We start from the raw sequence: 15416 nt of genomic DNA on the forward strand, positions 1-15416 counted from the left end.
GAGAATCGGACACATGGCAGACGCAGCAGAGGGCTTCGAACCCGAGTCCGATCGGATCACCCGCCACCTGCGCGACGAGATCGTGGACGGCGTGCGCGCCCCCGGCAGCAAGCTCGTCGAGCGTGAACTCGCCGCCGAGCTGGGCGTCAGCCGTCTGCCCATCCGCGACGCCCTCAAGGCCCTGGTCACCGAGGGCCTGGTCACCCCCAGGCCGCGCACCTGGGCCGTGGTGCGGGAGTTCAGCCCCACCGACATCGCCGACCTCGACGAGGTCCGCTCGGCACTGGACACCCTGACCTTCCGGCTCGCGGCCCAGCGACGTACCCGCGCGGGGCTCGAAGAGCTGCGGGCCGCCCTGGACGCCGAACTCGAAGCGGCCCGCCGGGGCGACGCGGTCATGGCGCGCCGGGCCGCCGCCGATTTCCACGAGACGGTCACCACGCTCGCCGCCAACGAACTGCTCTGCGAGCTGGAGCGCGGTCTGCGCAGCCGGCTGCGCTGGCTGCTGGTGCGGCACGACGACCTGATGGACGTCGCCAAGGAGCACGAGGGGCTGTACGACGCGATCGCGGCACGCGACGTCCCGCGCGTCGAGGCGCTGGTGCTGAAGCATCTGGAGACGGGGCGCAGCGCGACTGCGGCGCATCTTCGGAGTGCCGGGCAGTAGGGGCTTCCGCTCCCTCCCACGTCCTCCCTCCTTCTCCTCCCGCTCCCTCTTGCGTGTTCCTCCGTAGAACTCCAGCTCTGGGCCGCTCTCTCGCAGTTGATTTGGTATCCCATTTCTACGCGCGCTGACCTCCGCATTCCATCCCCGGTCGCCCGCTTGTGGTGCATCCCATCTGCATCTTTGCGCTCTGAACCTATTGACGGCCGTGTCGCGACGGCCGTAGCGTCCCGGTCAATTGCTTCAGAGACCAGTTTTCGTATACCGAATTTACTGGGAAGGGCGGCGGACGTGACCACAGCTCAGGACGCATCGCACGGGCACGGGGTGGGGGTCGCGGAACCGGCTGCCGGGAGCAGCGCGGCGGGAGCGCGGCCGGACCTCAGCCCGCGCCTCTACAACCCCGACCTCGCGCCGACCAAGAAGGCCGGACGCAGCTGGGGCGGCTACAGCGTCTTCACGCTGTGGGCCAACGACGTGCACAGCCTGGGCAATTACGCCTTCGCGCTCGGCCTGTTCGCGCTGGGGATGAGCGTCTGGGACATCCTGGTGGCCTTCCTGCTCGCCTCGGTCTTCCTCTTCGTGCTGCTGAGCCTGTCGGGGTACATGGGGTCGAAGACGGGTGTGCCGTTCCCGGTGATGAGCCGGATCGCCTTCGGCGTCCGCGGGGCCCAACTCCCCGCCGTCATCAGGGGTGGTGTGGCCATCGCGTGGTTCGGCATCCAGACGTATCTCGCCTCGTCGGTGCTGTCCGCGCTGCTGGTGACGCTGATGCCGGGGCTGAAGTCCTGGGAGCAGCACGCGGTGCTGGGGCTCTCGGCGCTCGGCTGGGTGTCGTTCCTGGCGCTGTGGCTGGTGCAGGTGCTGATCGTCAGTTACGGCATGGACGTCATCCGGAAGTACATCGAAGTGGCCGCGCCCGCCGTGCTGGTGACCCTGTTCGCACTGGCCGTGTGGATGTTCGCCAAGGCGGACTGGTCGATCGCGACGGACGCCGGATCCCCCTTCACGGGAGCAGACCGCTGGCTGCACATCGGTGAGGCGGCGGCGCTCTGGGTGGTCGTCTACGGCACCTTCGTCCTCAACTTCTGCGACTTCACCCGCTCCGCCAAGTCCAACCGCTCGGTGCTGATCGGCAACCTCATCGGCATCCCGGTCAACATGCTCTTCTTCGCGGGTATCGCGGTCGTCCTCAGCGGCGCCCAGTTCAAGCTCGAAGGCAAGGTGCTGGCCAGCCCCGCCGACATCGTGCAGGCCATCCCCAACACCTTCCTGCTGGTCCTGGCCTCGCTCTCGCTGATCGTGCTGACCGTCGCGGTCAACCTGATGGCGAACTTCGTCGCCCCGGTCTACACCCTGGTCAACCTCTTCCCGCAGAGGCTCGACTTCCGCAAGGCGGGCGTGCTCAGCGCCGTACTCGGCCTGGTCATCCTCCCCTGGAACCTCTACAACAGCCCGGCCGTCGTCGAGTACTTCCTCGGCGGGCTCGGCGCGCTGCTCGGCCCGGTCTTCGGCATCGTGATGGCCGACTACTGGCTGGTCCGCCGCACCCGGGTCAACGTCCCGCACCTCTACACCGAGGACCCGCAGGCCGGCTACGCCTACCGGGGCGGCGTCAACCCGCGCGCCGTGCTCGCGCTGGTGCCGACCGCGGCCGTCGCGGTGGTGGTCGCCTTCGTGCCGTACTTCTCGGCGATCTCCGGCTTCTCGTGGTTCATCGGCACCCTGCTCGCCGGCCTGCTGTACGTCGCCCTGACCGGCCGGGGACGGGGCGCGCCGGTGGCCGAGGACGTCGACGGGGAGGCCATCGCCGTACCCAGCGTGTGACCCGCCCGCTCCTCCGCCTCCCCTCTCCACCTCGTAAGGACCCCTCATGCGTCTGCTGGTCGTCAACGTCAACACCACCGAGTCGATGACGAAGAGCATCGGAGAGCAGGCGGCGGCCGTCGCCTCCCCGGGAACCGAGATCGTGCCGCTCACCCCCGCCTTCGGAGCCGAGTCCGTCGAGGGCAACTACGAGAGCCACCTGGCCGCCATCGCCGTGATGGAGACCGTCCGCGCCCACTCCGGCGACTTCGACGCGGTGATCCAGGCCGGGTACGGCGAGCACGGGCGCGAGGGGCTCCAGGAGCTCCTGGACGTCCCCGTCGTGGACATCACCGAGGCCGCGGCCTCCACCGCCCAGTACCTGGGCCGCAGCTATTCGGTCGTCACCACGCTCGACCGGGCCGTCCCCCTGATCGAGGACCGCCTCGCCCTGGCCGGCCTCTCCGCCCGCTGCGCTTCGGTCCGCGCCGCCGGAATGGCGGTCCTGGACCTCGAACGCGATCCCGAGGCGGCTGTCGAGGCGATCGTCGACGAGGCGGTGAAGGCGGTCACCGTCGACCGCGCTGAGGTCATCTGCCTCGGCTGCGGAGGCATGTCCGGCCTCACCGAACGCGTGGTGGCCCGCACCGGGGTCCCCGTGGTGGACGGGGTCACGGCGGCGGTGGCGGTCGCTGAGTCGCTGGTCCGGCTCGGCCTGCGGACATCGAAGGTACGGACGTACGCCACCCCCCGCGCCAAGCACTTCCGGGCCTGGCCGCCGGTCCTCGCCACCCCGTAGTCCGCGGGCTCCCCGAGCCGCCTCGCCACCGAGTGGTCCGCGGGCGCTGCGACGCGCCTCACCACCGCGTAGTCCGCCGGGTCCCGACGCGCCTAGCCACCCCGTAACCCGCCGGACCCCGACGCGGCCGGGCCCCACCCACCATCCCGGCACACCCTCCACCCCCAACACTCCACGCTGGACAAACGACGCCTCCCGCCCCGGCCCCTACGGTGGAACCGAAGACCCACACCCGTACACCCCACCTCGGAAGGGCCGGAACCCACCTATGACTTCCACCCACGCTTTCTGGCTCGCCGGCCGCCAGGCCACCGGCGACGACACCTTCGACGTCACCTCGCCGTGGGACGGCCGCCTCGTCGGCCAGGTCAGCGTGCCGACCGACGCCCAGGTCGAAGAGGCCGTGGCCGCCGCGTACGCCGTGAAGGACGAGTTCGCGGCGACCCCCGCGCACGCCCGCGCCACCGCGCTGAACCACGTCGCCGACCGCCTCGTGGAGCGCACCGAGGAGATCGCCCAGCTGATCTCCGCCGAGAACGGCAAGCCCATCAAGTGGGCGCGCGGCGAGCTCGGCCGTGCGATCTCCGTGTTCCGGTTCGCGGCCGAGGAGGCGCGTCGCTTCAACGGCGGCGAGGCCCAGCGCCTCGACACCGACGCCGGCGGTGTCGGCCGCCTGGCCCTGACCCGCCGCTTCAACCGCGGTGTGGTCCTCGGCATCGCGCCGTTCAACTTCCCGCTGAACCTCTGCGCCCACAAGGTCGCCCCGGCGATCGCCGTCGGTGCGCCGATCATCCTCAAGCCGGCCCCGGCCACCCCGCTCTCCGGGCTGATCCTGGGCGAGCTGCTCGCCGAGACCGACCTCCCGGCCGGTTCGTGGTCCGTGCTGCCGGTGGCCAACGAGAAGATGCCCGCGCTGGTCCAGGACGAGCGGCTGCCGGTCATCTCCTTCACCGGCTCCGACAAGGTCGGTTACGCGATCATGGACTCGGTGCCGCGCAAGCACTGCACCCTGGAGCTGGGCGGCAACGGTGCGGCCGTCGTCCTCCCCGACTTCTCCTCCGAGAAGGACCTGGACTGGGCCGCGACCCGCATCGCCACCTTCTCCAACTACCAGGGCGGCCAGTCCTGCATCTCGGTGCAGCGGGTCATCGCCGACGCGTCGGTCTACGACCGGCTCGTCCCGAAGATCGTCGCGGCAGTCGAGGCGCAGGTGACCGGCGACCCGTCCGACGCCACCACCGACGTCGGCCCGCTGGTCAGCGAGGACGCCGCCAAGCGCGTCGAGTCCTGGGTCGACGAGGCCGTCAAGGGCGGCGCCCAGCTGCTCACCGGCGGCAAGCGCGACGGGGCCGCCTACGCCCCCACGGTTCTCGCCGACCTGCCCGCCGACACCACCCTCTCCTGCGAGGAGGTCTTCGGGCCGGTCCTCTCGATCCAGAAGGTGGAGGGGGAGGCGGAGGCCTTCGCCGCCGTCAACTCCTCCAAGTACGGACTCCAGGCGGGCCTGTTCACCCACGACATCCAGGCGGCCTTCCGCGGCCACCGCGCCCTGGAGGTCGGCGGCGTGATCGTCGGCGACGTCCCGTCCTACCGCGCCGACCAGATGCCTTACGGCGGAGTGAAGCAGTCCGGCGTCGGCCGCGAGGGCGTCCGTTACGCCATGGACGACTACACGTACGAGCGGGTCATGGTCCTCACCGGCATCGACCTGTAACCACCTGCGGCAACCACCCGTCCGAGGGGAGGCCAGTAGGCTCGTCGTCATCATGACGATCAGCTCACCGGCCTCCCCTCCGGCGTCCCCGAACCCCGCCCCGACCCCGCTGGGCGCCAAGGCCGACAAGGACACCGTGCGCCGGCACAACCTCAGCCTGGTGCTGCGGGCCGTGCACGACGAGGGGGAGATCACCCGGGCCCAGGTCGCCGCCCGTGTCGGGCTGACCAGGGCGGCGGTTTCGTCACTGGTGGAGCAACTGCTGGAGGGCGGGTTCCTGGCCGAGTCCGGCAAGACCTTCAGCGGACAGGCCGGGCGTCCCGGAACCGTCCTCAAGGTGGCCCGTACCGGGGCCGCCGGGCTCGGCATCGAGATCAACATCGACTACGTCACCGTGTGCGTCGTCGACCTCGGCGGCACCGACCGGGTCCGGCTCACCGAGCACCTGGACAATCGCGGCACCCCGCCCGCCGACGTCTTCCGCCGGGTGGCCCGGATCGCGGTGCGCGCCGTCGAATCGGCCGCCGAGCAGCAACTCCAGCTGGTGGGGGTCCAGTTGGGGCTGCCGGGCCTGGTCTCCGGCGGCACCGTACGGCAGGCGCCCAACCTGGGGTGGAGCCGGGTTGCCGTCGAAGGGCTCTTCGCGCAGGCACTCGCCGCACTGCTCCCCGGCCGTCCGGCGCTCCCCGTCAGTGCCGACAACGAGGCCAACCTCGCCGCACTCGCCGAGCTGTGGTTCGGCGCCGACCGGACCGTCAGGTCGTTCCTCCACCTCAGCGGTGAGGTGGGCATCGGCGGTGCGCTGGTCATCGACGGCCAACTGCTGCGCGGTGCACACGGGTTCGCGGGGGAGATCGGGCATGTGGTGGCACAGGCGGACGGCCCGCTGTGCCGGTGCGGGGCGCGCGGCTGCCTGGAGCAGTACGCCGGTCAGCCCGCCCTGCTCCGCAGCGCGGGAATCGACGAGAACGCCGGAGTCCCCGGTGTCGCCGACCTGGAGCGGCGGGCCGAGGCGGGGGACCGGGCCGCGCTCGGGGCGCTGCGCACGGCGGGCGAGAAGCTGGGGCTCGTGCTGTCCGGGGCGGTGAACCTGATCGACCCCGAGGCCGTCGTGCTCGGCGGGATCTACCGCGGGCTCGCCCGCTGGCTGATGCCGGTGATCGAGGCCGAGCTGGACGAGCGGGTGGTCTCCGGGCTCTGGCCCGCCGGCTCGCGACGGCTGCGGCCCTCATCGCTGTCGGGAGACGCGGCACGGGGGGCGGCCGCCCTGGTCGTACGCGATGTGCTGGCAGACCCGGCCGCTTACGCGCAAAGGCTCAGCTCACGGCAGGGGTAGGGGCCCGTGTCCGTTCCCCGCGCCCCTGAACGGCCCCGAAGGGGGCAGTTCAGGGGCGCGGGGAACCGCGCGACCGGCCACGACGAAACAGCACCCCGCGACCGACCTGCTCTCGCCCCCGCCTACCGCACGGCGAGCAGGTGCTCCATCGCCAGCTGATCCAGCCGCTCGAAGGCCATCGAGCGCTCCGCCGCCGCCGTCACGTCGAAGTCCTCGAACGCGCTGCGGTCGCCCAGCAGCCCGGCAAGACCGTCGGGTGCCGTCGGCTGCGCCAGTTCGTCCAGCCGTGAGTCCAGCAGCGCCTGCCGCACCTTCGGGTCGGCCCGGAAAGCGGCCGCCCGCTCCTTGAGGATCAGGTAGTTGCGCATGCACCCGGCCGCCGACTCCCACACCCCGTCGAACCCGTCGGTCCGCACCGGCTTGAAGTCGAAGTGCCGCGGCCCCTCGTATCCGGCCGTCTCCAGCAGGTCCACCAGCCAGAACGCCTGCCGCAGATCGCCCGCGCCGAACCGGAAGTCCTGGTCGTACTTGATGCCGGTCTGGCCGTTGAGGTCGATGTGGAAGAGCTTGCCCGCCCACAGCGCCTGCGCGATGCCGTGCGGGAAGTTCAGCCCGGCCATCTGCTCGTGCCCGGTCTCCGGGTTCACGCCCACCAGTTCGGGCCGCTCCAGCCGCTCGATGAACGCCAGCGCATGGCCGATCGTCGGCAGCAGGATGTCGCCGCGGGGCTCGTTCGGCTTCGGCTCGATGGCGAAGCGCAGGTCGTAGCCCTGCTCGACGACATAGTCCCCGAGCAGGTCGAAGGCCTCCTTCATCCGGTCCAGTGCGACGCGCACGTCCTTGGCGCCGCCGGACTCGGCACCCTCCCGGCCGCCCCAGGCGACATAGGTGGTGGCGCCCAGCTCCACCGCCAGGTCGATGTTGCGAATCGTCTTGCGGAGTGCGAACCGCCGTACGTCGCGGTCGTTCGCCGTGAAGCCGCCGTCCTTGAAGACGGGGTGGGTGAAGAGGTTGGTCGTCGCCATCGGCACCTTCATGCCGGTCGCGTCCAGCGCCTGCCGGAACCGCTTGACGAGGGCGTCCCGCTCGGAGTCGTCCGCCCCGAACGGAATCAGGTCGTCATCGTGGAAGGTCACCCCGTGCGCCCCCAGATCCGCGAGCCGGCGCACCGACTCCACCGGGTCCAGCGCGGGCCGGGTGGCGTCCCCGAAGGGGTCACGGCCCTGCCAGCCCACGGTCCACAGACCGAAGGTGAACTTGTCCTCGGGGGTGGGGGAGTAGCGATCCGTCATGGTCGGCACCTCATTGTCCGTCGGGTTCGCGCGGGCTTCGCGCTGCTGGTCAGCGGTATTTGTTTGATGGCATGGCAAATACTGTACGACGTTACCCGACTTGGCCAGCCCCTCAGTGAAACGCGGTGAATCCGCGGGCATTGAGCCGTCCTGCGGCCGGTGGGCCCCGAGTGGCCGGTGACCGAACGGCTCCGGCCCCTTCGCATTTGTTCTGTGTACGATCAAACCCGCCCTGCGGCCCGCCGCCCCCTGCTCCCGAGAGGCCCACCGCGATGCCCCTCCCCGTCGCCCAGCCGCACACCCCCGTAGTTCTCGGTGTGGACAGCTCCACCCAGTCCACCAAGGTGGCGGTGGTCGACCGGGAGGCCGGCCGGATCCTCGGCACCGGCCGCGCCCCGCACACCGTCACCGGTGAGTCGGGCGCCCGCGAGAGCGACCCCGAACGGTGGTGGCAGGCGCTGACCGCGGCCGTCGCCGAAGGTCTCGCGGAGTCGGGGGTACGCCCCACCGCCGTCACCGGCATCGCGGTCGCCGGCCAGCAGCACGGCCTCGTCGCCCTCGGCGCGAACGGCCGCCCGCTGCGCCCCGCCATCCTCTGGAACGACACCCGCTCCGCCCCGCAGGCCGCCGCCCTCACCGAGGAACAGGGCGCCAACTGGTGGCTGGAGCGCACCGGTTCGGTGCCCGTCGCCTCGCTCACCGCCACCACCTGGCAGTGGCTCCGCGAGCACGAACCCCGCACCGTCGCCGCCACCACCGCGCTCCGCCTCCCGCACGACCACCTCACCGCACGCCTCTCCGGCGTCGCCGCCACCGACCCCGGTGACGCCTCGGGCACCGGCTGGTTCCACACCGGCACCGGCGCCTACGACCCCGAGATCCTCCAACTCCTCGGCATCGACCGCGACCTGCTCCCCGAGGTCGCCCCCACCGGCGCCACCCGCATCGGCACCCTCACCCCCGAAGCCGCCACCGCCCTCGGCCTCCCCGCCGGCATCCCGGTGGCCGCCGGCACCGGCGACAACATGGCCGCCGCCATCGGCCTGGGCCTGGGCAGGGCCGGCCTCCTCGACCACCCCGTGCTCTCCCTCGGCACCTCCGGCACCGTCTTCGCCGCCACCCGCTCCCGCCCCACCAGCCCCGGCGTCAACGGCTTCGCCGCCGCCGACGGCAGCTACCTCCCCCTCGGCTGCACCCTCAACTGCACCCTCGCCGTGGACAAGGTGGCAGCTCTCCTGCGCCTCGACCGCGAGGACGCCACCCCCGGCGGCCGCGCCGTCCTCCTCCCGTACCTCGACGGCGAACGCACCCCCGACCTGCCGCACGCCTCCGGCCTCCTGACCGGCCTGCGACATGCCACCACCCCTCAGCAACTCCTCGGCGCCGCCTACGAAGGCGCCGCCTTCACCGTCCTGAACGCCCTGGACGAACTCGTCACCGCCTGCGGCGAGGACCCCACCGACGCCGCCGTCGCGGCCCGGCCCCTCCGCCTCATCGGCGGCGGCGCCCAGGGCCGCACCTGGGTGGACACGGTCCGCCGCCTCTCCGGCCGCCCCGTCGTCCTGCCCGCCGCCACCGAACTCGTCGCCCTCGGTGCGGCCGCCCTCGCGGCGGGAGCGGCCACCGGCGCCGACCCGGTCGAGATCGCCACCTCCTGGAAGTCCGGCAGCGACATCGAACTCCCGCCGCTGGAAAGGGACATGGGGACCTGGGCGCGCATCGACGGCGTACTCCAGCAGGCGTCCCCCGGCTGGGCCGCCCAGGCGTCCCCCGGCTGGGCCGCCCAGGCGTCCCCCGGCTGGGCGGCCGGTGGTCCCGCCTGACGCCGCCCTGCTTGTTCGGGAGGGGGCGGCGGAGGTCCGGTGACGAGAGGTCTGGTGGCGATGGGAGGAATGGGGTACATACGATCGGGTAGCACCGGTCGGTAGCCGTAACGGATGATCACGGCCGATTCGCGGTCGTACGTCGACGTAAGGCACTGCCCGGCCCCTTGATCCCGACTCGCGGCGAGGTGAGCCTCATGTCCGCACCACACGCCCACAATCAGCCCGGCCCGCAGCATTCCGGCCCGCAGCAGCCCGGGGCCGGCCGGCCCAAGGTCACCGAGCGCGAGGCCCGCCGGGTCGCCGAGGACGCGCGCGAGCAGGACTGGCGCAAGCCCAGCTTCGCCAAGGAACTCTTCCTCGGCCGCTTCCGCCTGGACCTCATCCACCCGCACCCGATGCCCCCGGCCGAGGACGCCGAACGCGGCGAGGCGTTCCTCGCCAAGCTGCGCGCCTTCTGCGAGAGCGAGATCGACAGCGCGCGGATCGAACGGGAGGCCCGCATCCCGGACGAGACGATCAACGGGCTCAAGCAACTCGGCGCGCTCGGGATGAAGATCGACCGGAAGTACGGCGGCCTGGGTCTCACCCAGGTCTACTACAACAAAGCGCTCGCGCTGGTCGGTTCCGCCAGCCCCGCCATCGGCGCACTGCTCTCCGCCCACCAGTCCATCGGCGTACCCCAGCCGCTGAAGCTCTTCGGCACCCAGGAGCAGCGGGACGCCTTCCTGCCGCGCCTCGCCCGCACCGACATCTCCGCCTTCCTGCTCACCGAACCGGACGTCGGCTCCGACCCGGCGCGGCTGGCCACCACCGCCATTGCGGACGGCGAGGGCTCGTACCTGCTGGACGGGGTGAAGCTCTGGACGACCAACGGCGTCGTCGCCGATCTGCTGGTGGTGATGGCCCGCGTCCCCAGGACCGACAGCAGCAAGGGCGGCATCACCGCCTTCGTCGTCGAGGCCGACTCCCCGGGCGTCACCGTCGAGAACCGCAACGTCTTCATGGGGCTGCGCGGCCTGGAGAACGGCGTCACCCGCTTCCACCAGGTCAGGGTCCCGGTCGCGAACCGCATCGGCCCCGAGGGCGCGGGTCTCAAGATCGCGCTCACCACCCTCAATACCGGCCGTCTCTCACTGCCCGCCAACTGCGTCGGGGCGGGCAAGTGGTGTCTGAAGATCGCCCGCGAGTGGTCCTCGGTCCGCGAGCAGTGGGGCAAGCCGGTCGCGAACCACGAGGCCGTCGGCGCCAAGATCTCCTTCATCGCCGCCACCACCTTCGCCCTGGAGGCGGTCCTCGACCTGTCCTCGCAGATGGCCGACGAGGACCGCAACGACATCCGCATCGAGGCGGCCCTCGCCAAGCTGTACGGCTCGGAGATGGCCTGGCTGATGGCCGACGAACTGGTCCAGATCCGGGGCGGACGGGGCTTCGAGACCGCCGCGTCGCTCGCCGCGCGCGGCGAACGGGCCGTTCCCGCCGAGCAGGTCCTGCGAGATCTGCGCATCAACCGGATCTTCGAGGGCTCGACGGAGATCATGCATCTGCTGATCGCACGCGAGGCGGTCGACGCGCATCTGAAGGTGGCGGGGGACCTCATCGACCCCGACAAGACCCTCTCCGACAAGGCGAAGGCGGGCGCGCAGGCCGCCGGCTTCTACGCCCGCTGGCTGCCCAAGCTGGTCACCGGTTCCGGTCAACTCCCGCGCACCTTCGGCGATTTCCACCCGGACGGCCACCCCGACCTGTCCGGCCACCTCCGCTACGTCGAGCGCACCTCCCGCAAACTGGCGCGCTCCACCTTCTACGCGATGTCCCGCTGGCAGGGCCGCATGGAGACCAAACAGGGCTTCCTCGGGCGGATCGTCGACATCGGCGCGGAGCTCTTCGCGATGAGTGCCGCCTGTGTACGGGCGGAACTCCTGCGCACCACCGAGGAGTACGGCCGCGAGGCCTACCAGCTCGCCGACATCTTCTGCCGCCAGTCCCGCATCCGCACCGAAGAACTCCTCGACCGGCTCTGGACCAACACCGACGACCTCGACCGCACCGTGGTCCAGGGAGTCCTGAGCGGCACCTACACCTGGCTGGAGGAAGGAATCGTCGACCCCAGCGGCGACGGCCCCTGGATCGCCGACGCGACCCCGGGACCTGCGAAGAACGACAACGTGCACCGCCCCATCCGCTGAATCCAACCAACCGGAATGGATGACACCGCCTCTTCCCGTGCCCGACGATGTGCAGATGAACCAGGGTTACGGGAAGAACGCGGCGGTACGGACGAGGCGCATACGAGCCGCACTGGGAGCAGCGGCGGGGGCGGTCAGCTGCGCGGCGGCACTGGCGGGCTGCGCCGGACCCGACACCCCGGCCCGCGCCCGGCCCGCCGCCGCCCCGCCCAAGCCCTTGGCCCAGACCGCCCTCAACGCCCGTGCCTTCGCCGTCGGGGAGCGGGTCGGCCCGTACCGTACGGCCGAATTCACCGTCTCCGGCGGCCCGATGAGCGACGACTACACCGCCGAGCCCGCCCTCTGCCAGCCGCTCGTCGGCCTCAGATCCGCCGAGGGCGGCCCGCTCGCCCAGGTGCACCGGAGACTGGGCGACCCTGCCAGGCCGAAGGGCGCCGATGTCGCCGTCCAGCTCCGTTCGTACGGAGAGGGGCGTGCGGCCGGGGTGATGCGGGCGCTGCGGGTGGCGGGGGAGAAGTGCAAGGGGGGCTTCACCGAGAAGCGGGGCACTGTTCGGGCCACGTACCTGGGCGTGGAGAAGGTCCCCGCCCCGGCCGGCGTCGGGGACGAGGCGCAGGCGTTCCGGCTGGTGGTGCGGGAGGTGAAGGGCGGGGCGAAGGAGGTCGAGTACCTGACCGTGGTGCGGGCCGGGGCGACCACGCTCTCCTTCCGGGCCGAGGCGCTGGACGCGGCGGACCTCGGCGGCGTACCGAAGGAAATCGTTGACGCGCAGTGGGAGAAGTGGGGAAAGAAATGACACCCCAAGAGCCCCACCGACATCAATAAGTATCTCCGGCTGTAAATGACCCCACCCGCCCTGACGCTCCTTGCGGCGGCGAAACTTCGCGCCGACAATGAGCAATCCGGTGTGCGGCAGGTGGGGGACACGTGATGCCAAAGCTCGGTCTGGGGAAAGTCACCAACAGGATAATGCGCGCCGGTGAGGGCCGGATGCTGCGCAAACTGGAGGGAATTTCCCGCCAGGTCGCGATGATCGAGGAGGACTACGCCGAGCTGTCGGACACGGAACTCCAGGAGCTGACGGCAGAGTTCAAGGAACGCCACGCGAACGGTGAATCCCTGGACGATCTCCTCCCCGAAGCCTTCGCCACCATGCGGGAAGCCGCCCGGCGCGTCCTGGGAATGCGCCACTTCGACGTACAGATCATGGGAGGGGCGGCACTTCACCTCCAGTGCATCGCCGAAATGCGGACCGGCGAGGGAAAGACCCTGGTCGCCACCCTCCCGCTCTACCTCAACGCCCTTTCCGGCGAGGGCGCCCACCTGGTCACCGTCAACGACTACCTCGCCGAGCGCGACGCCGCCTGGATGGGCAGGGCGTACCGCTTCCTGGGACTCACCGTCGGCGTGATCAAGTCCGAGATGACTCCCGCCGACCGCCGCGCCGCCTACGCCTGCGACATCACCTACGGCACCAACACCGAATTCGGCTTCGACTACCTCCGCGACAACATGGCCTGGTCGCACGGTGAACTCGTCCAGCGCGGCCACCATTTCGCCGTCGTCGACGAAGCGGACTCCATCCTCATCGACGAGGCCCGCACCCCGCTCATCATTTCCGGCCCCGCCGACCAGCCCACCCACTGGTACGGCGCCTTCGTGCGGTTCGTCGAGAAGATGGAGGGCGTGCTGATCCAGGAGGAGCGTTACGTCACCCAGGCGGAAAAGGACGAACTCGCCGGAATCCGGACCGCCTACCACTACGAGTACGACCCCAAGAAACGCACCGTCGCCATTCTCGACCGAGGAATCGAACTCCTGGAGGACCAGCTGGGTATCGACAATTTCTACGACTCCGTACACACCCCCCTCATAGGCCACCTCAACAACGCGATAAAAGCGAAGGAACTCTTCCGCAAGGACAAGGACTATGTCGTCCTGGACGGCGAAGTCCTCATCGTCGACGAACACACCGGCCGGCTGCTCCCGGGACGCCGCTACAACGAAGGACTCCACCAGGCCATCGAGGCCAGGGAACACGTCGAGATCAAGGACGAGAACCAGACCCTCGCCACCGTCACCCTGCAGAACTTCTTCCGCCTCTACGGCAAGGGCCTGTCCGGAATGACCGGCACCGCCATGACCGAGGCCGCCGAGTTCCACCAGATCTACAAGCTCCAGGTCGTGCCCATCCCCACCAACCGGCCGATGATCCGCCGCGACGAGGCGGACCTCATCTACCGCACCGAGGACGCCAAGTACGCCGCCGTCGTCGACGACATCGCCGAACGGCACGACACCGGCCAGCCCGTCCTGGTCGGCACCGTCTCCGTCGAGAAGTCCGAGTACCTCTCCGCCCTGCTGCGCCACCGGGGGATCCCGCACGAGGTCCTCAACGCCCGCAACCACCAGCGCGAGGCCGAGATCGTTGCCCGGGCCGGCCGCCCCGGAGCGGTCACCGTCGCCACCAACATGGCGGGCCGGGGCACCGACATCATGCTGGGCGGCAGCCCGGAACCCGCCGACGCCCCGGAACCCGCCGACGCCCCGGAACCGGCCGTTGCCCCGGAACCGGTCGTCGGCGCCGGACCGGAAGGAAGCCGCCCGAGCCTGCGCAAAGAGCCAGAGCCAGAGCCAGAGCCAGAGCCCGAGCCAGAGCCCGACCGCACCGCCGCCCACGACGAGGTCAAGGCTCTCGGCGGCCTCTACGTCCTGGGCACCGAACGCCACGAGTCCCGCCGCATCGACAACCAGCTCCGCGGCCGCTCGGGCCGCCAGGGCGACCCCGGCCTCTCCCGCTTCTACCTCTCCCTCGAAGACAGCCTGATGCGCCTCTTCCGCGCCCAGGCCGTCGACCGGGTGATGACCATGGCCAACCTCCCCGACGCCGTACCCATCGAGAACAAGCTGGTCACCCGCGCCGTCGCGTCCGCCCAGTCGCAGATCGAGCGGCAGAACTTCGAGGCCCGCAAGGACCTCCTGAAGTACGACGAGGTCATGGACCGCCAGCGCAAGCTCGTCTACGGAGAGCGCCGCCGGGTCCTGGACGGCGAGGACCTCACCGGCCAGATCGGCCACTTCATGGACGACACCGTCGACGCCTACGTCCGCGCCGAGACCGCCGAGGGTTTCGCCGAGGAGTGGAACCTCGACCGGCTCTGGCGGGCACTGCGCGACCTCTACCCCCTCACCCTCACCGTCGAGGAGATGCGCGAGCACCCCGACCTCACCCCGGACGTCCTCCACGAAGCCGTACGCGCGGACATGCACGCGCGGTACGAGGAGCGCGAGGCCGGGCTGGGAGCCGAGGTGACGCGCGAGCTGGAACGGCGGGTCCTGCTCGCCGTGCTCGACCGCAAGTGGCGCGAACACCTCTACGAAATGGACTACCTGAGGGACGGCATCGGCCTGCGCTACATGCTCGGCCGGGAGCCCGTCTTCGAGTACCAGCGCGAGGGCTTCGAACTGTTCACCGCCATGATGGAAGCCATCAAGGAGGAGACCGTCGGCTATCTCTTCAACCTCAAGGTCGAAACCGAACAGGGCGCCGCCGACCTGGCCCCCCGCCAGGACGACGGGCTCCTCTTCACCGCCCCCAGCATGGACACCGAGGACGGCGTGGTGACCCACGACGGCCCCGACCACACCCCGAAGGACCCCGACCACACCCCGAAGAGCCCGGGCCGCAAGCCGGACCGCCCGCCCGGGCGCCGTAAGAAATGACCAAGGCACCGTAAGGAAAGACCCAAGAGAGCCGATCCCGGGGCCCGATGCGGGGGCGCGCTGTCCACAG

At 70.7% G+C, this 15416-nt stretch carries 10 protein-coding genes; 9 read left to right on the forward strand and 1 reads right to left on the reverse strand.

Annotated features, from left to right (window positions below; genetic code table 11):
* Positions 1-13: 13 nt before the first annotated feature.
* From ACIA73_RS21990 to ACIA73_RS22010, 5 genes are all read left to right on the forward strand, one after another.
* Positions 14-667, forward strand: coding sequence for a GntR family transcriptional regulator (locus tag ACIA73_RS21990; protein WP_399440310.1), 654 nt, complete (start codon positions 14-16; stop codon positions 665-667).
* Between the two features lie 324 nt (positions 668-991).
* The gene (locus ACIA73_RS21995; protein WP_399440384.1) at positions 992-2491 is read left to right on the forward strand and encodes an NCS1 family nucleobase:cation symporter-1; all 1500 of its coding nucleotides are present in this window, start codon (positions 992-994) and stop codon (positions 2489-2491) included.
* Between the two features lie 46 nt (positions 2492-2537).
* The gene (locus ACIA73_RS22000) at positions 2538-3269 is read left to right on the forward strand and encodes an aspartate/glutamate racemase family protein (RefSeq protein WP_399440311.1); all 732 of its coding nucleotides are present in this window, start codon (positions 2538-2540) and stop codon (positions 3267-3269) included.
* A 268-nt stretch (positions 3270-3537) separates the two neighbouring features.
* Positions 3538-4983 (forward strand): aldehyde dehydrogenase family protein, encoded by a 1446-nt coding sequence (locus tag ACIA73_RS22005; protein WP_399440312.1) that lies wholly within the window; start codon positions 3538-3540, stop codon positions 4981-4983.
* Positions 4984-5035: 52 nt separating this feature from the next.
* Positions 5036-6319, forward strand: coding sequence for an ROK family protein (locus ACIA73_RS22010; RefSeq protein WP_399440313.1), 1284 nt, complete (start codon positions 5036-5038; stop codon positions 6317-6319).
* A 122-nt stretch (positions 6320-6441) separates the two neighbouring features.
* Here the strand turns inward: ACIA73_RS22010 and xylA are convergent, their stop codons facing one another.
* Positions 6442-7611: a xylose isomerase gene (xylA, locus tag ACIA73_RS22015; protein WP_399440314.1), complete on the reverse strand. Its 1170-nt coding sequence runs from the start codon at positions 7609-7611 to the stop codon at positions 6442-6444.
* Positions 7612-7883: 272 nt separating this feature from the next.
* Between xylA and xylB the strand changes: the two genes are divergently transcribed.
* The 4 genes from xylB (at position 7884) to secA (ending at position 15346) form a co-directional block, all read left to right on the forward strand.
* Positions 7884-9434 (forward strand): xylulokinase, encoded by a 1551-nt coding sequence (xylB, locus tag ACIA73_RS22020; RefSeq protein ID WP_399440315.1) that lies wholly within the window; start codon positions 7884-7886, stop codon positions 9432-9434.
* Between the two features lie 197 nt (positions 9435-9631).
* Entirely contained in the window at positions 9632-11623 is a 1992-nt protein-coding gene (locus ACIA73_RS22025; RefSeq protein WP_399440316.1) for an acyl-CoA dehydrogenase family protein, read from the forward strand.
* 37 nt (positions 11624-11660) lie between these two features.
* Positions 11661-12419, forward strand: coding sequence for a hypothetical protein (locus ACIA73_RS22030; RefSeq protein WP_399440317.1), 759 nt, complete (start codon positions 11661-11663; stop codon positions 12417-12419).
* Positions 12420-12553: 134 nt separating this feature from the next.
* Positions 12554-15346, forward strand: coding sequence for a preprotein translocase subunit SecA (gene secA, locus ACIA73_RS22035; RefSeq protein ID WP_399440318.1), 2793 nt, complete (start codon positions 12554-12556; stop codon positions 15344-15346).
* Positions 15347-15416 lie beyond the last annotated feature (70 nt).

It is taken from the genome of Streptomyces sp. NPDC051561 (assembly GCF_044454195.1).
Taxonomy (GTDB): Bacteria; Actinomycetota; Actinomycetes; order Streptomycetales; family Streptomycetaceae; genus Streptomyces.